15 protein-coding genes are annotated in these 20,789 nt (G+C 60.5%); 14 read left to right on the top strand and 1 reads right to left on the bottom strand.

Annotated features, from left to right (window positions below):
• The 4 genes from Q2B33_RS02020 to Q2B33_RS02035 form a co-directional block, all read left to right on the top strand.
• The coding region (locus Q2B33_RS02020) for a DegT/DnrJ/EryC1/StrS family aminotransferase (protein ID WP_300913842.1) at positions 1-611 on the top strand (611 nt) is incomplete at its 5' end.
• Positions 612-634: 23 nt separating this feature from the next.
• The gene (locus tag Q2B33_RS02025) at positions 635-1,816 is read left to right on the top strand and encodes a hypothetical protein (RefSeq protein ID WP_300567489.1); all 1,182 of its coding nucleotides are present in this window, start codon (positions 635-637) and stop codon (positions 1,814-1,816) included.
• Entirely contained in the window at positions 1,813-2,883 is a 1,071-nt protein-coding gene (locus Q2B33_RS02030) for a DUF6077 domain-containing protein (protein WP_300795029.1), read from the top strand. The genes Q2B33_RS02025 and Q2B33_RS02030 overlap by 4 nt, the downstream gene beginning before the upstream one ends.
• A 28-nt stretch (positions 2,884-2,911) precedes the next feature.
• Entirely contained in the window at positions 2,912-3,694 is a 783-nt protein-coding gene (locus Q2B33_RS02035; RefSeq protein WP_300567482.1) for a hypothetical protein, read from the top strand.
• Position 3,695: 1 nt separating this feature from the next.
• Here the strand turns inward: Q2B33_RS02035 and Q2B33_RS02040 are convergent, their stop codons facing one another.
• A complete protein-coding gene (locus Q2B33_RS02040) occupies positions 3,696-4,850 on the bottom strand; it encodes an SGNH/GDSL hydrolase family protein (RefSeq protein WP_300567479.1) in 1,155 nt (384 codons plus the stop codon).
• 203 nt (positions 4,851-5,053) lie between these two features.
• On the opposite strand from Q2B33_RS02040, the gene Q2B33_RS02045 reads away from it, so the two are divergent.
• The 10 genes from Q2B33_RS02045 (at position 5,054) to Q2B33_RS02090 (ending at position 20,408) form a co-directional block, all read left to right on the top strand.
• Positions 5,054-8,224, top strand: a complete 3,171-nt coding sequence (locus Q2B33_RS02045; protein WP_300782342.1) for a GH25 family lysozyme — start codon at positions 5,054-5,056, stop codon at positions 8,222-8,224.
• 53 nt (positions 8,225-8,277) lie between these two features.
• Positions 8,278-9,360 carry a dTDP-glucose 4,6-dehydratase gene (rfbB, locus tag Q2B33_RS02050; protein ID WP_300567473.1) on the top strand — a complete coding sequence of 361 codons (1,083 nt, stop codon included), beginning with the start codon at positions 8,278-8,280 and terminating at the stop codon, positions 9,358-9,360.
• 99 nt (positions 9,361-9,459) lie between these two features.
• Entirely contained in the window at positions 9,460-10,329 is an 870-nt protein-coding gene (rfbA, locus tag Q2B33_RS02055) for a glucose-1-phosphate thymidylyltransferase RfbA (RefSeq protein ID WP_296455179.1), read from the top strand.
• Positions 10,319-11,602, top strand: a complete 1,284-nt coding sequence (locus tag Q2B33_RS02060) for a glycoside hydrolase family 25 protein (protein ID WP_300567467.1) — start codon at positions 10,319-10,321, stop codon at positions 11,600-11,602. Before rfbA ends, Q2B33_RS02060 begins: the two co-directional genes overlap by 11 nt.
• Before the next feature lie 110 nt (positions 11,603-11,712).
• Positions 11,713-12,282, top strand: a complete 570-nt coding sequence (gene rfbC / locus Q2B33_RS02065; protein ID WP_300567464.1) for a dTDP-4-dehydrorhamnose 3,5-epimerase — start codon at positions 11,713-11,715, stop codon at positions 12,280-12,282.
• Positions 12,269-13,252, top strand: a complete 984-nt coding sequence (locus Q2B33_RS02070) for an ABC transporter permease (RefSeq protein WP_300567462.1) — start codon at positions 12,269-12,271, stop codon at positions 13,250-13,252. The genes rfbC and Q2B33_RS02070 overlap by 14 nt, the downstream gene beginning before the upstream one ends.
• A gap of 34 nt (positions 13,253-13,286) precedes the next feature.
• Positions 13,287-14,621: an ABC transporter ATP-binding protein gene (locus tag Q2B33_RS02075; protein ID WP_300567459.1), complete on the top strand. Its 1,335-nt coding sequence runs from the start codon at positions 13,287-13,289 to the stop codon at positions 14,619-14,621.
• A gap of 17 nt (positions 14,622-14,638) precedes the next feature.
• Complete coding sequence (locus Q2B33_RS02080) at positions 14,639-16,771, top strand: bifunctional 2-polyprenyl-6-hydroxyphenol methylase/3-demethylubiquinol 3-O-methyltransferase UbiG (RefSeq protein ID WP_300567456.1); 2,133 nt, start codon at positions 14,639-14,641, stop codon at positions 16,769-16,771.
• A 24-nt stretch (positions 16,772-16,795) separates the two neighbouring features.
• Positions 16,796-18,943 (top strand): glycosyltransferase, encoded by a 2,148-nt coding sequence (locus Q2B33_RS02085; RefSeq protein WP_300567453.1) that lies wholly within the window; start codon positions 16,796-16,798, stop codon positions 18,941-18,943.
• 1 nt (position 18,944) lies between these two features.
• Positions 18,945-20,408 (top strand): MBOAT family protein, encoded by a 1,464-nt coding sequence (locus tag Q2B33_RS02090; RefSeq protein WP_300567450.1) that lies wholly within the window; start codon positions 18,945-18,947, stop codon positions 20,406-20,408.
• Positions 20,409-20,789 lie beyond the last annotated feature (381 nt).

Below are 20,789 nucleotides of genomic sequence, written 5' to 3' on the forward strand. Positions count from 1 at the left end.
GGTGCTTCAGCTTCCATGAGACCAAGAACTACAGCATGGGGGAGGGCGGCGCGCTCCTAATCCGGGACGGGAGGAACGTGGAGGAGGCGGAGATCATCCGGGAGAAGGGGACCAACCGCAGCAAGTACTACCGGGGCCAGATCGACAAGTACACATGGATCAATTACGGCTCCTCCTACCTGCCCAGCGACATGAACGCTGCCTATCTCTATGCCCAGCTTGAGATCGCGGAGGAAATAAATGACGCCAGGCTGGCAATATGGGAACGGTATTGCGATAATCTCCGGATCCTGGGCCAGGCGGGGAGGATAGAGCTGCCGGTGGTGCCGGAGGGCTGCGTGCACAACGGGCACATGTTCTATATCAAGACAAAGGACATCGAGGAGAGGACGGCGCTGATCGATTACCTGAAAAAGAATGAGATCCACGCGGTATTCCACTATGTGCCCCTCCACACCGCGCCGGCGGGCCTGAAGTTCGGCCGGTTCCACGGGGAGGACAGGTATACCACCAAAGAGAGTGAGCGCCTGCTGCGCCTGCCTATGTACTATGGCCTGGAGCTGGAGCAGGTGGATTATATCTGCGGGAAGCTCCGGGAATTCTACAGGTAAGGATCCGGGCCACGGGGGAGTCCATGGGATATGTGAAGAAAGCGGCGCCCTGCCTGCGCGGGGTGCTGAGAGGAATGCTTTTCATAGGCTTCAGCATCCAGATTCTCCTGGGAATCTGCTGGATATGCTGCAGCTTCGGGCAGGTGCAGGGCTTCGGGGAGCCGGATTCCGCCCTGTACGGGAGGCTTCTCGGTCTTCTGGGAGGAAGCTCTGCCGCCCTGTATATCCTGCAGCTTGCGGCGGCGTTCCTGGCGGGATCCCTCTTCCTGCAGAAAATCCGGCCGGTGGGCATGGGGCTGGCCCTGTGGCGGGGGCTGGCGGTCCTGACGGTCCCCTTTGCCCTGCAGTGCCACCTGGCCCTGCAGCCCTATTCCCTGATGGGGTCGCTGTTTTTGATATTCCTGCTGGCCTTGCTCAGGCCCCCCGGTGGGCGGCGGGGGGCGGGGCTTCTGGCGGCCCTGCTCTGCATGGCGGTATACGCGGGGCTGTCCGGGGCAGTGGACGCGGACAGGCGCGGCGAGCCGGGGTACAGCTTAGAGGGGGCGCTTGCCAGCCGTTTCGCCTGGCCCACGCTGTGGCAGGATCTTGGGCTCTACGGGGAGGAAGTGGCGGAGGCCGTGGGATCCCTGGCCTGGGAGGCCTCCCTGTATCCGGACAATATGCGCCTCCTTCAGGAGGGGCTGGAGAGCCGGGTGGGCCCGGAGGCCGCCCGGGGATATTATCTGCGGATGGCGGAGACGGGCTGGGAGTACCATAAAACTATAGTCATACGTCAGATCGGCTGGGACGTCCTGGGGTACGCGGTGACGCCTGTGGTCTTCAGGCTGCAGATGGAGGGGGAGGCATACGACTCCTACTCCGGCAGGAACTACGAGGTCATGCGGGAGAACGCGCCGGTGCTCACCAGGGACTATGTGGATTACGGGTGCTGGTGGTTCCTGTACATGTTGGGGATTTCCGGAATCCTGGCCCCCCTCCTGGCGGTTCCGGATAAGGGGACAGAGCCCTCCGGAAAGCGGAGGCGGCCCGGCGGGAGGCCGGTGCTGTCCCTGGGAATCTGCATCCTGGCCTCGGGCCTCCTGGTGGCGGCGCTGACCATGCGGGGGGCGGGGAGGATGGACTACAGGCAGACCATAGGCGTCAATGCCCTATGGTACATGGGGCCGCTTCTGCTTGTAGGCGGGAAGCGGCGGAAAGGGAGATGAGGATTGTGGCGGTTCAGGTATTGATATTGATTCTCCTGCTGCTGGCGGTTCCCATGGCCATCGGCGGCCTGTGCGCCGGGGAGGACGGGAAGGGCCCGGCCTTCCGGTGGGTGGGCGGACAGTTCCTGCTGTGGGCCGGGTTCCAGCTGATCTGCGTGCCCATGATATTGCGGCAGCGGCGGTTTTCCCATATGGCGGCGCTTTTTGCGGGGTATACGGTCTTGCTCCTGCTCTTGGCGGCAGCGGTGGAGCTGCGGCGCAGGAGGAGGGAGGGGGCATGGTCCTTCCTGCCGGCGCGGAGGGCGGAGGGCGGGAAGTCCGGGGAGGGCGTCCTGCTGTGGATCGTGTTCTGGGGGCTCCTGCTCTTCCAGCTGGTACAGGCGGTGCGGCTGGCCTACGGGGATACGGACGATGCATATTACGTGGCCGTAGCCAGCGTGGCCGAGAATTCCGACACCATGTACCAGGTGCTGCCCTATACAGGGGGCGGGACCCAGCTGGACAGCAGGCATGGCCTGGCGCCCTTTCCCCTGTGGATCGCCTTCCTGGCCAAGCTGTCGGGGATGCAAGTGGTGACGGTGGCCCAGGTGGCGCTGCCTGTTGCGCTGATCGCCATGACCTACGGGATTTACCGGGTGTTCGCGGCGGAGCTGTTCCCGGCCAGCGGGAGCCAGCAGGCGCTGTTCCTGATATTTACGGAGATTTTGGTGCTGTTCGGGAACTATTCCATCTACACGGTGGAGAACTTCATGATTGCCAGGAGCAGGCAGGGCAAGGCGGCCCTGGGGAACATCGTGATCCCCTTCCTGCTGCTGCTGCTGCTGCTGCTGCTGCGAAGGCTCCAGGAGAAGCGGCGGATCCCCGCGGCGCTCTATGTGCTGTTCGGCGCGGCGGCCCTGACGGGATGCCTGTGCAGCACTTTGGGGGCCTTGCTGGTATGCATGGCCGTGGGGCTGGCGGGGCTGATCGGGGCCGTGTGCTATAAGCGGCCGGGGATACTGGCGCCCCTGATCGTCTGCTGCCTGCCCTGTGTGGCGTATGCGGTTCTGTACCTGCTTTTTGACTAGGTTCAAGTTCCTTGTGACGGGAGGGCGTATGTGGAGCGAAATATCTGCCTTGTTTCGGGAATACATGGGCACGGGGCTGATCGGGATATGGTATGTCCTGTGCCTTGTCTGGCTGTGGATTAATGAGAAGTGCAGGCCCAGGAGGATTCTCTTCCTCTATCTGCCCCTGGCGCTGCTGTTTTTGTATTTCAATCCCCTGTTCGCCGGCGTGGTGTACGGGGTGGTGGGCAGCGAGATCTATTACAGGATCCTGTGGCTGCTCCCCATCACAATCGTGATTGCGTATACATGCGTATGTATTTGCGGGCAGATGGCGCAGAAAAAAAAGACCGGGGCGGAGCTGTTCGCGCTCTGCGCCGCAGGCCTGATCGGGATATCGGGAAGCTATGTCTACAGCAGCCCCCTCTTCTCCCGGGCGGAGAACATCTACCATGTGCCGGACGCGGTGGTGGAGATCTGCGACGCAATCCAGGTGCCGGGGCGGGAGGTGAAGGCGGCGTTCCCCCTGGAGCTGGTGCAGTATGTGCGCCAATACTCCCCGGTGACCTGCATGCCCTATGGCCGGGAGCTGACAGTGAACAAATGGCATTACCACAACCCCCTCCGGGACGAGATGGAGCGGGAGGTCATCCAGATGGAGACCCTGGCCCCCCTGGCCACCGAAAACGGCTGCCACTATGTGATATTCCGCCCCGGCCAGAAGGTAAGGGGGAAGCCGGAGGACTACGGCTGGGAGCGGTTCGGGGAGACGCAGGGGTATATCATATACCGGAACACGGCCGTGGAGCTGACCGTACCGGCTGCCGGGTGACCTACTCCTGTGCTCCGGTACGGGGATCCTGATTATAGTAGTTGAGCGCGTAGGCGAAGCGTTCGGCTACTTTTTTTCTGCCCTTCAGGTTCAGGTGCAGATGGTCCTCCAGATATTTCTCCGCATTGTCCTCATTGATGGTGTTGTATATGTTGTCCACAAAGGTGGTGCTCCTGGAGACGCAGGAGGCATACTGCAGGATGGCATAGATGCTCAGCACGTCCTGTCCGTAGCGCTTCATGTCGCTGCTGATGTACGTCCCGTCGTCCTCCAGGGCGAAGGCGTAGGTGGGGGACATGATGATGACGCGGGTATTGGGGGCAAAATAGTGCAGGTATTCGATGATGGCCTCGGTGTTGCCCGCGAAGGTGGTGATGTCGGTGGCGTTCCCCGGATTGCTCATGGGGCGCCCGGCCAGATAGTCGCTGGCGTCATACATGATCACGATGGCGTCCACATCGTCCAGGTCGATGGACTTCAGGGTGTCGTAGACCTCTTTGGCCTCCGGCGGGGCCTCATCGCCTAAAAACTCCAGCGCCTCCAGGTACTCTTTGTCCGCCTTCTCGCTGCCGGCCAGGATGTTGCACAGCCAGTAGGCGTTGAACACGTCCCAGGGGGCGGTATCCGCGTGCAGGTCATTGAGCACGGTGGTCATGAGGCTCCCGCTGATGGAGCAGTTATAGATGGTGGTGCCCGTCTCCTTCTGCATGAGGCTCACCAGATTGTCCTCGGAGCCCCTGTCATCCGCAAAGGGCGCGTTGCCGAAGGCCAGGATCGTGGCGCCCTGGCTGTAGTCCTTGTACACGGGATTGCTGGATTCGTCCAGCAGGGGCAGGATCGTATCGTAGGTATCGCTGTACTCCCCGGGCCCGTCGGAGAAGATTTCGTCCAGGTCCACGTACTCGCCGAAGGTCATGACCTTATACACGATTCCTGCCACGAAGAGCACCGCCACTGCCAGCAGCACGGTGTGGATATTGAGCCAGGCAGGGCACCGCTTCTTTCCGCCCTCCCGGCCGCTGGCCTCCTCCGGGGAGCCGCCCGATGCGCCTGGCCGGGCATCGTCCAAGGGGCTCTGTGCTTCTAAGTCTATGATGTCCAGGTCGGGGATTCTGTGCTGCTGTGGATCGCTTGGGGAAAGTTTTCTGTTCTTCATAGGTATTCTCCGTTTCTTTATGAATCTCATTTTACTATTATGAGAGGCGAAAGTCCATAATATTAATGGGACTTTAAAAGTTTTTAAAGTATTTTAAGATTTTAAAAAATTATGAAGAAATGGGATTTCGCTTGAAGTGGCGCAGAAAGGATGCTATACTATTACAGAATTATTACGGTTTCGTTTTGGAAAGGGAAATGACCATGAAAAGATTGTTCAGCCGTTCTGATAAAAAGGCCCGGGACTGGGAAGCATATGACGGACAGGAGCATGACTGGGACAGGGAGGATTCCGTGTACGGAGACGACGGTGAGGGCTCCTATGAAGATTCCTATACAGGCACCTGCGAAGAGATGGAAGATGCGGATCCGGAGGCCTACATGGAAGACGGGGCGGACAGATATAGCATAGACGGCATGGCGGATGCGCAAGAGGAAGAGGGGATGCGCGCCTGGGAGGCGGAGGAAGACCGGGGCTGGATCGGGTATGAATCGGAGGAAGAGGACATTCCCTGCAGGGAGGACAGGTACGCATACGCCCGTGGGACAAGGGCCGGCGGGGCTTTCGCGGAGGACGGGCACAGGCCCGGGGATCCTTACGGGGACTACGGGGACGAAGAGGAAGAGTTCGCCGACGCATACGCCGGTGAGGAGGAACGGTACGGGGAGTACGGGGAGGTCCCTGCCGGGCGGAGGGCTTCCCGCCCCGGAGAGAGGCAGTCCTATGCCAGGGGGACGCAGACCCGTCCCGCGGCGGAGAGGTCCCGTTCCGGGGATATTGCCCGCAGACCCGTAGGCGCACAGGCGAAGGGGCCCGGGGCGGGCTTTCTGGCGAAGCTGGGGAGAGCGCTGCGGGGCATGGACACCATGGACAAGGTGATGGCAGGCACCGGCGCTGCGGTGCTGATTCTGGCAATCGTGACGGGCTGCGTATTCTTCGGCGCAAGCGCCACAGACAGGCAGGTGGCCGATTTCGCCGAGGTGGGCTCCCAGCTGGACGGCATCACCATGATCGGAGAGCAGGGGCTGCTGGCCGTAGCCAATGCCCGCAGGTCCTCGGCATCCGACATAGTGGACGGGGATTCCCAGGAGAAGCCGAAGAAGGACTATGACGAGAGCGGCTATGAGAGGCAGATATCCGTGCTGCCCAGCTTCACCTCCATCCAGAAGGATCTGAAGATCAAGTTCGTCAACAGAAAGACGGAGAAGCTGGTGCCCAATGTGCCCTTTTCGGTGACGGTGACGGATGCGGACGGCAAGACGGCCATTTGGTCGGATGACGACATGGACGGAATCATTTATAAGAAGGAGATTAAGCCGGGTACATACAAGGTGGCCATGGAGGCCCTGACGGATGAAAAATATGCCGATTACATCCTTTCCCTGGACACCCAGTCCGTGGAGGTCAAGAAGGAAATCGACTACAAGAAAGTAGACGTGTCCAATGAGGTGAAGCAGGAGAGCGAGGTAAACGCCAGCCAGGAGGACACCAAGAAGAACGATACCCAGGTGGAGTCCAGCCTGCAGGATACGGTGCCCTGGGTGGAGAGCAGCGTGGTGGCCACTTCCTATGAGGCGGTGGACAGGAGCACCATACCGGATCCCATGACGCTGGCGGCAGCGGGGAGGTGGCTGCTGCATATGGGCGAGGACGCCGGACTGCCAGGGGAAGGAGCCCGGACGGAAGGGGCGGAGGACGTGCCCGGCGAGACGGCTGAGGACCCGGGCCAGGATTCCACGGAAGCGCCGGAGGCATCCCAGCCCACGGAAGCGCCTACATCTACGCCGGAACCCACTTCGGAGCCTACGGCAGAACCGACCCCTACCCCTACGCCCACGCCTACGCCGGCACCTACGCCCACCCCGGCACCGACGCCCACTCCTACCCCGGAACCGACACCGACACCCACGCCGGAACCGACCCCTACCCCTACGCCCACGCCGACACCCACCCCCACGCCTACCCTGGCGCCGGTGAGCGTCACCGTGAACCAGGCGGCCCTGACCGGAACGGTGGGCGGGACGATGGCTGCGATAGCCACGGCATCGGGCTCCAAGGAGGGCGGCGCCATCGAGTATATCATCAGCTCGGACAATGCCGCGGTGGCCACCGCCGTGATCGACTCGAAGGGCAATATCACCATACAGGGCAAGGCCGCCGGCACGGCGAACCTGACCATAACGGCGAACTATAAGGACGGCAAGGCGGAGACCGCCGGGAAGGCCGTGCTCACCGTGACCATCAAGGGCGAAATGGTGATGCGGCTGGACAAGAACGCCCTGACGGTATACACCCAGACATCGGTGAACATCACTGCCACCGTAGTCAACGCCGCCTCCGTGGTGAACGTGACGGCCACATCCTCCGACGCGGGGAAGGCTTCCGTCAGCGCCCAGGGCAATGTGGTCACTGTCACCGGAATGGCGGAGGGCAGCGCCACCGTCACCATCAGCTACACCGAGGGGACGGAGACCGTCACCGCCACCTGCGCCGTCACCGTGAAGCGGAATCCCAGAGAGGATTCCCGCACCCTTCTGAAGGATGTGAGCGGCAGACAGATATACGTCCTGGAGAACAATGATTATCGGGAGGCCACCAATGCCGATTACTACACGGCAGGCGCTTTCTATGTGAAGGCGGACGCCAAATATACCGGCTGGCAGACCATTGACGGAAAGGTGTACTACTTCACGGCCGACGGCAAGAAGGTCACGGGGGAGCAGGTCATCCAGGGGGCGAAGTACAATTTCGCCAGCGACGGCTCCCTGGTGGTAGGCAGCGGCACCGTGGGCATCGACGTGTCCAAATGGAATGGGAAGATACAGTGGAGCGCCGTGAAGAACTCCGGCATCTCCTACGTCATCATACGCTGCGGCTACCGGGGCTCCACGGAGGGCAAGCTGATCGTGGATCCCAGATTTGAGGAGAATATACAGGGGGCCATCGCTGCCGGACTGAAGGTAGGCGTCTACTTCTACTCCCAGGCCCTGGATGAGGTGGAGGCAGTGGAGGAGGCTTCCATGGTGCTGGACCAGATCAGGAATTACAAGATTTCCTATCCTGTATTCCTGGATGTGGAGTCCAGCGGCGGCCGGGGCGACCGCATCGACAAGACAGCCAGGACGGCCGTGTGCAGGGCATTCTGCCAGACCATCCAGAACGCAGGCTACACGGCGGGCGTCTACTCCAACAAGCACTGGCTGGAGACCCAGATAGACGCCGCGTCCCTGAACGCCTACAAGATATGGATGGCCCAGTACGCCGCGTCTCCCACCTACAAGGGCAGGTACGATCTGTGGCAGTACAGATCCACGGGCAGCGTCAGCGGCATCAGCGGCAATGTGGACATGAACATCAGCTACCTTGGCTATTGATGCGGAGAATGGTTATACTAAGAGCAGCTTTACCCAAAGGAAGGAGATAAAAAATGCGTACTTATCTTGTGACAGGAGGCGCCGGTTTCATCGGCTCCAACTATATCCATTATATGTTCCGGAAATACGGTGACGACATCCGCGTCATCAACGTGGACCTTCTGACCTATGCGGGCAATCTGGAGAACCTGAAGAGCCTGGAGGGCAATCCGAACTACAGCTTCGTGAAGGCGGACATCTGCGACAAGGAGGCCATCTCCCGGATATTCGCGGAGAACGACATCGACCGCGTGGTGCATTTCGCGGCGGAGAGCCATGTGGACAGGAGCATCCGGGAACCAGAGGTGTTCGTGCGCACCAATGTGCTGGGGACGGCCGTGATGCTGAACTGCGCAAAGGAGGCCTGGGAGCTGCCGGAGGGCGGCTTCAGGCCCGGGAAGAAATTCCTGCATGTGTCCACGGACGAGGTGTACGGCTCCCTGCCGGATGACGACAGCGCGTTCTTCTATGAGGACACGCCCTACGACCCTCACAGCCCTTACTCCGCCAGCAAGGCGGGGGCGGACATGCTGGTGAAGTCCTATATGGACACCTACCGTTTCCCGGCCAACATCACCAACTGCTCCAACAACTACGGCCCCTATCAGTTCCCGGAGAAGCTGATCCCCCTGATCATCAACAACTGCCTGCAGGGCAGGAAGCTCCCCGTGTACGGAGACGGCAAGAACGTCAGGGACTGGCTCTACGTGGAGGACCACGCCAAGGCCATCGACATGGTCCAGGAGCAGGGAGAGCTGTTCCAGACCTACAACATAGGCGGCCATAACGAGAAGCAGAACATCGAGATCATCCATATCATCATAGAGACCCTGCAGGAGATGCTGCCGGACGACGACCCCAGAAAGGCGCATGTGACCACAGACCTGATTACCTATGTGGAGGACCGCAAGGGACATGACCGCAGATACGCCATCGCGCCGGACAAGATCAAGGCGGCCATCGGGTGGCAGCCGGAGACCATGTTCAGGGAGGGCATCCGCAGGACCATCCAGTGGTTCTTCGAGCATGAGGAGTGGATGAGGAACGTGACCAGCGGCGATTACCAGAAATATTACGCCGACATGTACGAAAAGTAAGGGATTGCTCAGGAACGACCTGAACAATTCCCGGGAAAAATGGGGACGAATCACATCGTTCCCATTTAGCGCGTTTTGAGACGCAGACGGAGGTATGTTATGAAGGGAATCATTTTAGCGGGAGGCTCCGGCACCAGGCTGTATCCTCTGACCAAGGCGGTCTCCAAGCAGATCATGCCGGTATACGACAAACCCATGATCTACTATCCCATGTCCACCCTGATGCTGGCGGGCATCCGGGAGATCCTGATCATCTCCACGCCCAGGGACCTTCCCGTGTTCCGGGAGCTTTTAGGGGACGGGAGCCAGCTTGGCATGGAGCTGTCCTACGCGGTGCAGGAAGCCCCCAACGGGCTGGCGGAGAGCTTCCTGATCGGGGCGGACTTCATAGGCGGAGACAGGGTGGCCTTGGTGCTGGGGGACAATATCTTCTACGGACAGAGCTTCTCGCGGGTGCTGCGGGAGGTGGCGGCCAGGGAGAAGGGAGCCACCATCTTCGGCTATTATGTCCGGGATCCCAGGGAGTACGGGGTGGTGGAGTTCGACGAGAGCGGGAAGGCCCTCTCCATCGAAGAGAAGCCGGAGAAGCCCAAGAGCAATTACGCGGTGCCGGGCCTGTACTTCTACGACAGTGATGTAGTAGAAATCGCCAGGAACGTGAAGCCCTCCGCCAGGGGGGAGCTGGAGATCACCAGCGTGAACAATGAGTACCTGCGCAGGGGGACGCTGCGGGTGGAGACCCTGGGGCGGGGCTTCGCCTGGCTGGACACGGGGAACCACGACTCCCTGCTGGACGCCGCGGATTTCGTGGCGGCTTTCCAGAAGAGGCAGGGCCTCTACATCTCCTGCATCGAGGAGATCGCCTACAAGAGGGGCTTCATCGACAAGGAGCAGCTGCTCGCGCTGGCCCAGCCCCTGATGAAGACCCATTACGGAGAATATCTGGTAGAGGTAGCAAATGGACTCTAAGATACGCAGAATGGCCATCCTGGCCTCCATGGGGGTGATCCTGCTGGTCTCCCTCCTGGTGCTGTACGCCAACGGGGATCAGGGCGGCCAGGCACCGAAAGGGACCGGGCGGCCCCCGGCGGAAAGCAGGCAGGAGGAGGGGCAGCAGGATCCGGGAAAGAGCGGCGTGGTCAACGGGCAGATCGGGGACGACCTGTCGGCATTCCTGAAGGACGACACCTTCTTCGACCCGGAGTCGAACCCCATCCTGGAGGCGGCCAGGGACAATGCCTCCAGGCTGTCCATGATGGTCACCTCCGTGGAGAAGGACCTGCGCATCCAGATCGTGGACACCCAGGGGGAGCTGGTCACAGGGGAGAGCTTCCTCGTCAGGCTGGACGGGCTGGGGGAATACAAGGACCTGGACAAGGACGGGGTCATCTACATCGGCGACCTGTCGGCGGGGGAATACTATGTGGAGCTGATGCCCATGGAAGGATACCGGATGCCGGAGAACGGGACGAAGGTCCGGGTGAAGGATAAGGTGGAGTATGTGGCCATCGACGACATCTCCCTCCTGCTCCTCACGGAGGCGGATATCGACGTGGCCGCGGAGGACACGGAGGTGGCGGACGCCATAGCGGACGCGGACGCCACGGAAATCTCGCAGCTCCAGACCTCCACCGCCAATTCCAGGGTGGGCATAGACGTGTCCAAGTGGAACGGCGAGATCGACTGGGACCGGGTGAAGAACGCGGGCGTGGAGTTCGCCATCGTCCGGGCGGGGTATCGCGGCTCCACCACGGGGAGCCTGGTGGAGGATTCCTGCTTTGCCGCCAACATGCGGGGCGCGGCCGCCAGCGGCATGCCCGTGGGGGTGTATTTCTTCACCCAGGCGGTGAATGAGGTGGAGGCCGTGGAGGAAGCCTCCGCGGTGCTGCAGCTGATCCGGGAGTACGACCTGGACTACCCTGTGTTCATCGACACGGAGGGGGCAGGGGGGAACGGCCGGGCGGACAACCTGGACGCGGACACCAGGACGGCGGTGTGCGAGGCCTTCTGCCGCACCATCGCCAACGCGGGCTATACGGCGGGGGTCTACGCCAGCCGCAACTGGTACAACAACAACCTCCATGTGGACAAGCTGGAGCACTACTGCATCTGGCTGGCAGAGTACCGGCACACGCCGCTGTACCAGGGGTATTACCATATGTGGCAGTACACCTCCAAGGGCGCGGTGGACGGCATTGCGGGGAACGTGGACATGAACGTGAGCTATCTGCAGATCCCCTGAGCCGGAGCCTGGGGGATAAGAGGTCAGGATATCAGGATAAAAATCAGGATAAGAGACAGGATAAGAGACAGGATAAAAGAGAATCGGATGTAAAGAAGGAGGGGCTTGCGATGGGCAAGATTCAGGTAGAGACATGCGGGATAGAGGGGCTGAAGGTCATTACGCCGGCGGTTTACGGGGATGAGAGGGGATATTTCTACGAATCCTATCATTATGAGGCATATAAGGAGGCGGGTATCCCGGAGGTGTTCGTCCAGGACAACCAGTCGGCCTCCCGGAAGGGCGTGCTGCGTGGGCTCCATTTCCAGAAGCGCTTCCCCCAGGACAAGCTGGTGCGGGTGATACGGGGGGAAGTGTACGATGTGGTGGTGGACCTGAGGGAAGGCTCCCCCACCTTCGGAAAGTGGCATGGGGAGCTGCTCTCCCAGGAGAACAGAAAGCAGATGTTCGTGCCCAAGAATTTTGCCCACGGATTTGTAGTCTTGTCGGAATTTGCGGAATTCTGTTATAAATGTACCGATTTCTACCACCCCGACGACGAGGGAGGCATTGCCTACGACGACCCGGACATCGCTGTGGAGTGGCCCATTCCGGAGGGCATGGAACTGATCATGACCGAGAAGGACAGGAACTGGGGCGGTCTGGAGGCGTATAAGAGGCAGATGCATGAAAATCAGTAAAAAAGGCGGGATATTCCTGTTCTCCCTGGCGGGGCTTCTGATGGCGCTGGCCATCCTCATCCACCAGAATCCCGGCCCCAGCGCAGACCCTCAGGAGGAGCTTCTGAAAAAGGCCCTCTCCTGCGGGGTGATCCTCATCGCCTGCCTGGTCTTTGCCAAGTGGTACGAGAAGTTCACCACCATTCCGGTGGAGCTGTACCAGAGCAGGCATCTGATCTGGAAGCTGGCGAAGAACGACTTCAGGAAGCGCTACGCCGGCTCCTCCATGGGGGCGCTGTGGGCCCTGGCCCAGCCGGTGGTGACTGTGGCGATGTATTACATTGTCTTCGACAAGCTCATGGGCGGCGGGGGAAGGGGCGTGGAGGACGTGCCCTTCGTGCTCTTCCTGACGGCGGGGCTGGTGCCCTGGTTCTATTTCAACGAGGCCCTGAACAATGGCACCAACGCTTTGCGGGAGTACGACTATCTGGTGAAGAAAGTGGTGTTCAAGATCAGTATCCTGCCCATCATCAAGGTCATCGCCGCCACCTTCATCCATGTGTTCTTCGTGGCGGTGCTGCTGATCGTGGCGGCGCTCTACGGGTACTATCCCACGGTCTATACCACGCAGATTCTCTATTACAGCGCCTGCCTGTTCGTGTTCGTGCTGGCCCTGTGCTATGCCACCTGCGCCGTGGTGGTCTTCTTCAAGGACCTGACCCAGATCATAGGCATCGCCCTGCAGATTGGGATCTGGGCCACGCCTATTTTGTGGAACATCGATTCCGCGCCCGGGGAGTGGGTGGTGGTCCTGAAGCTGAACCCGCTGGTATATATCGTGAACGGATACCGCAGCGCCATCTATGAGAGGAGCTGGTTCTTCGAGGACTTCTTCTCCACCATGTATTTCTGGATCGTCACGGTGGTGCTGTTCGGAATCGGCGTGGCGGTGTTCAAGCGGCTGAAGCCGCATTTCGCGGATGTGCTGTAGGCGGCCGGAGGACGGACAGGGCAACGGGGGTAACATGGGAAATCAAGAGAGCAAGATACAGGTGCGGGAGGTAGAGCTCCCCGCCATAGAGATCAGGGACCTGGTGAAGGTGTACAAGCTGTACGACAGGGCCAGGGACCGGGTGAAGGACGCTTTCGGCCTAAGCAGGCATAAGGCCCAGAAGCGCCACTACGCCCTGAACGGAGTGAACCTCTGCATCCGCAAGGGGGAGACCGTGGGCATCATCGGCACCAACGGCTCGGGGAAGTCCACCATCCTGAAGATCATCACGGGAGTGCTGAGCCCCACCTCCGGCCAGGTGAAGGTGGACGGGCGCATCTCCGCCCTCCTGGAGCTGGGCGCGGGCTTCAACCAGGAGTACAATGGCATAGAGAACGTGTACTTGAACGGCACCATGATGGGCTTCACCGACAGGGAGATCGACGCCAAGCTCCCGGACATCCTGGAGTTCGCCGATATCGGGGACTATGTGAACCAGCCGGTGAAGACCTACTCCAGCGGCATGTTCGTGCGCCTGGCCTTTGCGGTGGCCATCAACATCGAGCCGGAGATCCTGATCGTGGACGAGGCGCTGTCCGTGGGGGACGTGTTCTTCCAGGCCAAGTGCTACCACAAATTCGAGGAATTCAAGAAGATGGGCAAGACCATCGTCTTCGTCAGCCACGACCTGAGCGTGATCAGCAAATACTGCGACAGGGTGTTCCTGCTGAACAAGGGCACGCTTCTGGGGGAGGGCTCCCCCAAGGAGATGATAGACGCCTATAAGCGGGTGCTGGTGGGACAGTATGAGCTTCCGGAAGAGAATCCCGGGGAGGAGGGGCAGGCGGCCCTGGAGGAGGGCGCGCCGAAAGCCGGGGAGGCGGTGAACCCGGACGTGCAGGAGTACGGCACCGGGCAGGCCCGGATCCTGGAGTATTATCTGACGGATGAGCGGGGGGTGCGGGCCCTGGCGATCCTGAAGGGCAGCGAGTTCACCCTGCACATGCGGGTGCGGTTCCAGGCCCATGTGCCTGCCCCGATCTTCGCCTTTTCCTTCAAGGACGCCCTGGGCACGGAGATCACAGGGACGAATACCATGATCGAAAAGTCCTTTCTGGAGAGCGGGGAGCCGGGGCAGGTGAAGGACATCGCATTCACCCAGAAGATGAGCCTCCAGGGCGGGGAGTACCTGCTGTCCCTGGGGGTCACGGGCTATGAGGGGGACAGGTTCCAGGTGTACCACAGGCTCTATGACGTGCTGGATGTGACAGTAGTGTCAGATAAGGACACGGTGGGATACTATGACATGGATTCCAGAGTGACGGTGACGGATGCACCGGAGGCAGCGGACCCTCCGGGAGCCGGTTGAAGAGAAATGGCGGGGACATGGCAGAGAAAAGGATAGAAGAGATTGGAAAAGTAAAGCTGGATTACAGCCGGTATCCCGGGGAGGATTTCTACAGCGAGGGGGCCATGGAGGACGAGCTGCTGGACATCGCGAAAAGCAGGACGGCCGCGGAGTACGAGCGCATCATCGAGGAGCGCAGGGTCTGGCCCATCCTGTACCACCTCTCCCCCCTGCGGGAGAACATCGTGGACTGGATCCCCATGGACAAAGACGCGAAGGTGCTGGAGGTGGGCAGCGGCTGCGGCGCGATCACGGGGGCGCTGTCCAGGAAGGCGGGGACAGTGACCTGCCTGGAGCTGTCCAGAAAGCGCAGCCTGATCAATGCCTACAGGCACAGGGAGTGCGGCAATGTCACGATCCGGGTGGGGAACTTCAGGGACATCGAGCCGGAGCTGTCTGCGGATTTCGACTACATCTGCCTGATAGGGGTCTTTGAGTACGGCCAGGCCTACATGGGCGGGGCCAGGCCCTTTGAGGACTATCTGAAAAGGCTCATGGCCCATCTGGCCCCGGGGGGCAGGATCGTCATCGCCATAGAGAACCGGTACGGGCTGAAATATTTCGCGGGCTGCAGGGAGGATCATCTGGGCACTTATTTCTCCGGCATCGAGAACTACGCCTCGGGCGGGGACGTGCGCACCTTCGGCAGGGGCGGGCTGGAAAGCATCTTCGGACGCTGCGGCGCAGGGGAGTGGCATTTCTATTATCCCTACCCGGATTACAAGTTCATGACCTCCCTGTACAGCGACGAATATCTCCCGAAAAAAGGGGAGCTGTTCAACAATAAACGGAATTTCGACAGGTCCAGGATGCAGCTCTTCAACGAAAAGAACGCCTTTGACGGGCTGGTGGAGGAGGGGCTGTTCCCGGTGTTCTCCAATTCCTACCTGGCGGTGATCGGGGAGGGGTTCGACACGAAGTTCGTGAAGTATTCCAATGACCGGGCACCGGAGTACGCCATCCGCACGGAGATTTCAGAGAGCCGGGAGGCTTCCGGGGACAGGGGGCTTACGGTGAGGAAATCCCCCATGACCCGGGCTGCCGCCGCCCATGTCAGGGGGATGGAGGCGGCCTATGAGAGCCTGACGGAGCGGTACCGGGGCGGGCGGCTCTCCGTCAATGCCTGTGAGCTGGCGGAGACGGAAGGGACCGTGGAGGCTAGGTTCGAGTACGTGGAGGGCGTGCCCCTTCTGGAGGTGATGGACGGATGCCTGGAGCGGGGGGACACGGAGGCCTTCCGCAGGCTCTTTCGGCAGTTCGCGGAGCGGGTGGGCTACAACAGCGACTACCCGGCCTCTGACTTCGACCTTGTCTTCGGGAATGTGCTCATCCGGCCCCGGCCGGGGAAGGACGGGGGGCTGGAGGGCTTTCTGGAGGGCGAGTGGACGCTGATCGACTATGAGTGGACCTTCGGCAAGCCCATGGACACCAGGAGGCTGGCCTTCCGGGCGGCCTACTGGTATCTGCTGGAGGACGAGAGGCGCAACAAAATCGGCCTGGACTGGATCTTGCGGGAATGCGCCATGACGGAGAAGGACGTGAAGGAGTTCTGGGAGGAGGAGGGGGAGTTCCAGCGGTTCGTCACGGGGAACCGCTGCTCCATGGCGGAGATGCGGGAGAAGATCGGCTGCGCCATCATGAATCCCCAGGACTGGCTGGACAGATATCAGGACTCCGAGGACGTGAACCGGGTCCAGATCTACGAGGACAGGGGACAGGGCTACAGCGAGGAGGACTCCTATTTCGTCAGGGACGCCTATCAGGGGGACTGGCTGATAGAGCTGGAGCTTCAGGTGTCGGGGGAGGTGGAGATGCTGCGGATCGATCCGGGGATGTATCCCTGTATGGTGAAGATCGCGGAGATGACCTTCAACGGGGAGGCGGTGCCCCTGCACAAGCGGAAGCTCCTGTACGCCAACGGGCGGATCGTGAAGCCGCCCCGGGGGAAGGGGGCGAAGGATGAGAGGGACTGCCCCAGCATCGTCTTCCCCACGGAGGACCCGAACATCAACATCGGCCTGAAGGAGCTGAAGCGCCGGGAGGAGAACCTGCTCCGGGCCAGGATAGAAATCGTGCGGATGCCCCTGGCCATGGCCCGGGATCTGACGTAACGTTCCACAGCCCGGAGGTTTTGCATGGAAATGAGGGAGAGTATGGAAGAGATGGATTTCAGAGAGGCCTATGAGCGGGAGCATTTGAAATGCGCCGACCTGGCGGGCCGGATCGCCGACCTGGAGGCGAAGAACGAGGAGCTGGAGTGGAAGCTGAACCGCATCAAGAATAATCCCCTCTGGAAAGCCAGCAGGCCCGCCAGGGACGTGCTGCACTGGATCATCCGCCAGCGGGACAGGCTGAGGAACTGCGGCGGCCCCAGGGGCGTGCTGCAAAAGCTCTCCTACAAGAAGCGGGAGCGCCAGGCCATGAAGCAGTTCGGCACCGAGAGCTTCCCCTCCCCGGAGCAGGCGGCGGCAGAGCGTGAGGCTCTGTTCCCACGGATGGTGAAGGTCAGCATCCTGGTGCCCCTGTGGAACAATCCCGAACAGTACCAGAGGGAAATGCTGGATTCCGTCATGGCCCAGACCTATCAGAACTGGGAGCTGTGCCTGGCGGACGGCTCCGATGAGGCCCACGGCTATATCGGGGAGATCTGCCGGGAATACGCGGAAAAATCCGGCGGTAGGATCCGCTACCGGCATCTGGACAAGAACGGCGGCATCGCGGGCAATACCAACGCCTGTCTGCAGATGGCCACGGGAGAGTATCTGGGCCTGCTGGACCAGGACGACCTGCTCCACCCCAGCACGCTCTACGAGTATGTGAGGGCTATCAATGAACAGGATGCGGATTATCTGTATTGCGATGAGACCACCTTTAAGGGGGACGACATCAACCGCATGCTGACCATGCACTTCAAGCCGGACTACGCCCCGGACAATCTGCGGGCCAACAACTACATCTGCCATTTCAGCGTCTTCTCCAGGAAGCTCCTGGACGGGGAGGAGCTGTTTCGGCCCAAATTCGACGGCAGCCAGGACCACGACATGATCCTGCGGCTCACGGACAACGCGGAGAGGATCGTCCATGTGCCCAGGCTCCTGTACTATTGGCGGAGCCATGCGGGCAGCGTGGCGGCGGGGATCGACGCCAAGCCCTACGCCATCGAGGCGGCCAAGGGGGCGGTGGCGGAGCACCTTGGGAAGCATGGCTATGAGCATTTCAAGATCGAGAGCACCAGGGCCTTCGAGACCATCTTCCGCATCCGCTACAATATTATCGGCACACCGAAGATTTCCATCGTCATCCCCAACAAAGACCATGGGTCAGACCTGCGCCGGTGCGTCACCTCCATCCTGGAGAAATCCACCTATGACAACTATGAGATCGTCATCGTGGAGAACAACAGCGAAACCAGTGAAATCCGGGAATACTACAGCCAGCTGCTGGGGTATGGCTGCGATGTTCCGACAGAGCCGGGGGATTCCGGCCAGAAATCCCATTCGGAGGCGCACACAGAAAAAGAGAGGATAAGCGGGTCCAGGCAGGAAGAGGAAAGCAATCCCCAATCTCTGCGGAGGGATGGCCGATTGCCGGATAGGGAGACATTGCGCAGCCGGGACGGAAAAATCGCGATCGTCACATACAGAGGGGAATTCAACTATTCTGCCATCAATAACCTGGGCGTGGAGCAGTCGTCAGGCGAATATATACTGTTGCTGAACAACGACACGGAAGTCATCACCGTCAACTGGATGGAGGAGCTTCTGATGTACGCCCAGCGGGCCGACGTGGGGGCCGTGGGGGCCAAGCTCTACTATCCGGACAAGACCATCCAGCACGCCGGGGTGGTGATCGGGCTGGGGGCCCACCGGACGGCGGGGCATACCCATTACAGGCAGCACCGCCAGAACCTGGGCTACATGGGGCGGCTGTGCTATGCCCAGGACGTGACCGCTGTGACAGGGGCCTGCCTGCTGGTGAAAAAGGAACTGTACCTGGCGGCGGGAGGCCTGGACGAGGACTTCGCGGTGTCCCTGAACGATGTGGACTTCTGCCTGAAGCTGCGCCGGATGGGGCTCCTGAACGTCTTCACCCCCTTCGCGGAGCTGTTCCACTATGAATCCGCCTCCAGGGGCCTGGACGATACCGGAGAGCGGGCGGAGCGCTACAATCGGGAATCGGCTCGGTTCCGGGAAAAGTGGAAGAAGGAGCTGGAGGCGGGCGACCCCTATTACAACCCCAATTTCTCTCTGGACAGGAGCGACTATTCGTTGAAGGTGGGATAAGATGCTTTTTAACTCGGTGATATTCATTACGGTGTTCCTTCCGCTGGCGCTTCTGGGGTGGTTCCTGCTCCAGAAGCTGGAGGATCCGGCCTGGGCCAAGGCATTCCTCATCGGGATGTCGTTCTGGTTCTACGGCTATTATAATGTGAGCTACCTGTGGATCCTGCTGGTGAGCCTTGCGGGGAATTATGCCTTCAGCTTCCTGCTCCGCAGGATCCGCGGCGGGGGTTTCCGCAGGGGGCTTTTCGTCTGCGGCGTCCTGGGGAATCTGGGCCTGCTGTTTTATTTTAAATACTTCAACTTCTTCATCGACAACTGCAATTTCCTCCTGCACACGGATATCAGGCTGGAAAAAATCGCCCTGCCCCTTGGCATCAGCTTCTTCACCTTCCAGCAGATGTCCTTCCTCATCGAGAGATACCGGGGGAACGCCCCCCATTACCCTCTTCTGGACTATGTGTTTTTCGTGAGCTTCTTCCCCCAGCTGATCGCGGGCCCCATCGTGCTCCACAGCGAGCTGGTGCCCCAGCTGCAGGGCAGACAGAACAGGCGCTTCTCACCGGAGAGCTTCTACGACGGGGCCACCCTGTTCATCCTGGGCCTGGCGAAGAAGGTGCTGCTTGCGGACTCGCTGGCCATGCTGGTGAACGCGGAGTATGACAACATCGCCATGCTGGATACCCCCACGGCATGGATTGTCATCGTATGGTATATGATGGAACTGTATTTCGATTTCAGCGGCTACTGCGACATGGCCAGAGGCATCGCGGCAATGTTCGGCTTCCGGCTTCCGGAGAATTTCGACTCTCCCTTCAAGGCGGCCTCTGTCCGGGAATTCTGGCGCAGATGGCATATGACCCTGTCCCGCTTCCTGTCCCAGTATGTGTACCTGCCGCTGGGCGGGAACCGGAAGGGGAAGAGGCGGCAGATCCTGAACCTGCTGGCGGTGTTCCTGGTCAGCGGCCTGTGGCACGGGGCCGACTGGACATTCGTCCTCTGGGGGCTGATGCACGGCCTGGCGGCGGCCTTTGAGACCGCCTTTCCTCGGGCGCGCTTTCGGCATGAATGGATGAACCGGGCGGCCACGGCGGTATTCGTCACCCTGTCCTTCTCTGTCTTCCGCAGCGACTCGCTGGAGTCCGCGGCGCTTCTGTGGCGCAAGCTGTTCACCGCGGGCAGCCAGGGGAAGCTGCTGGGGGTGTGCAACACACTGGTCTTCCCGGAGAACTACGCGCTGCGCAAGCTCCTGGACATGGCTGCGCCGGGGCTGACCAACGGGCTGTTCCTGTCCTGCTTCCTGCTGCTCACGGCGGTGGGCGCAGCGCTGCTGGCGGGAGGGAAGGCAGAGGCCTGGATCGAAAAAAAGGGGCATACCCTGGGCGGCGCGTTCTGCCTGGCCACCCTCTTCACCTGGGCCTTCCTCTCCCTGTCCCAGGTGAGCGTGTTCCTGTATTTTAATTTCTGAGTGAAGAGATGTGCGCCGAAGAGACTTTACGCAATTGCCGGTCACGGCAATTTAAGAGCCATCGCGCAGCGGGTAAAGTCTCGAAGGCGCACGAGAGGAAATTTTATGAGAGCTCTTCCGAATAAAATTTGCTCTCAAAAGTGTGCGCCGAAGGGACTTTACGCAATTGCCGGCCACGGCAATTTAAGAGCCATCGCGCAGCGAGTAAAGTCTCGAAGGCGCACGAGAGGAAATTTTATGAGAGCCCTTCCGAATAAAATTTGCTCTCAAAAGTGTGCGCCGAAGGGACTTTACTCTTTAGAGCCATCGCGCAGCGAGTAAAGTCCCGAAGGCGCACGAGAGGAAATTTTATGAGAGCCCTTCCGAATAAAATTTGCTCTC

Source organism: uncultured Acetatifactor sp. (genome assembly GCF_948601915.1).
Classification (GTDB): Bacteria; Bacillota; Clostridia; order Lachnospirales; family Lachnospiraceae; genus Acetatifactor.

What these genes read in the sequence shown, in the direction of transcription:
- Q2B33_RS02025 (WP_300567489.1), top strand. Translation starts at nt 635, where the DNA reads ATGGGATATGTGAAGAAAGCGGCGCCCTGCCTGCGCGGGGTGCTGAGA.
- Q2B33_RS02030 (WP_300795029.1), top strand. Translation starts at nt 1,813, where the DNA reads ATGAGGATTGTGGCGGTTCAGGTATTGATATTGATTCTCCTGCTGCTG.
- Q2B33_RS02035 (WP_300567482.1), top strand. Translation starts at nt 2,912, where the DNA reads ATGTGGAGCGAAATATCTGCCTTGTTTCGGGAATACATGGGCACGGGG.
- Q2B33_RS02040 (WP_300567479.1), bottom strand. Translation starts at nt 4,850, where the DNA reads ATGAAGAACAGAAAACTTTCCCCAAGCGATCCACAGCAGCACAGAATC.
- Q2B33_RS02045 (WP_300782342.1), top strand. Translation starts at nt 5,054, where the DNA reads ATGAAAAGATTGTTCAGCCGTTCTGATAAAAAGGCCCGGGACTGGGAA.
- rfbB (WP_300567473.1), top strand. Translation starts at nt 8,278, where the DNA reads ATGCGTACTTATCTTGTGACAGGAGGCGCCGGTTTCATCGGCTCCAAC.
- rfbA (WP_296455179.1), top strand. Translation starts at nt 9,460, where the DNA reads ATGAAGGGAATCATTTTAGCGGGAGGCTCCGGCACCAGGCTGTATCCT.
- Q2B33_RS02060 (WP_300567467.1), top strand. Translation starts at nt 10,319, where the DNA reads ATGGACTCTAAGATACGCAGAATGGCCATCCTGGCCTCCATGGGGGTG.
- rfbC (WP_300567464.1), top strand. Translation starts at nt 11,713, where the DNA reads ATGGGCAAGATTCAGGTAGAGACATGCGGGATAGAGGGGCTGAAGGTC.
- Q2B33_RS02070 (WP_300567462.1), top strand. Translation starts at nt 12,269, where the DNA reads ATGAAAATCAGTAAAAAAGGCGGGATATTCCTGTTCTCCCTGGCGGGG.
- Q2B33_RS02075 (WP_300567459.1), top strand. Translation starts at nt 13,287, where the DNA reads ATGGGAAATCAAGAGAGCAAGATACAGGTGCGGGAGGTAGAGCTCCCC.
- Q2B33_RS02080 (WP_300567456.1), top strand. Translation starts at nt 14,639, where the DNA reads ATGGCAGAGAAAAGGATAGAAGAGATTGGAAAAGTAAAGCTGGATTAC.
- Q2B33_RS02085 (WP_300567453.1), top strand. Translation starts at nt 16,796, where the DNA reads ATGGAAATGAGGGAGAGTATGGAAGAGATGGATTTCAGAGAGGCCTAT.
- Q2B33_RS02090 (WP_300567450.1), top strand. Translation starts at nt 18,945, where the DNA reads ATGCTTTTTAACTCGGTGATATTCATTACGGTGTTCCTTCCGCTGGCG.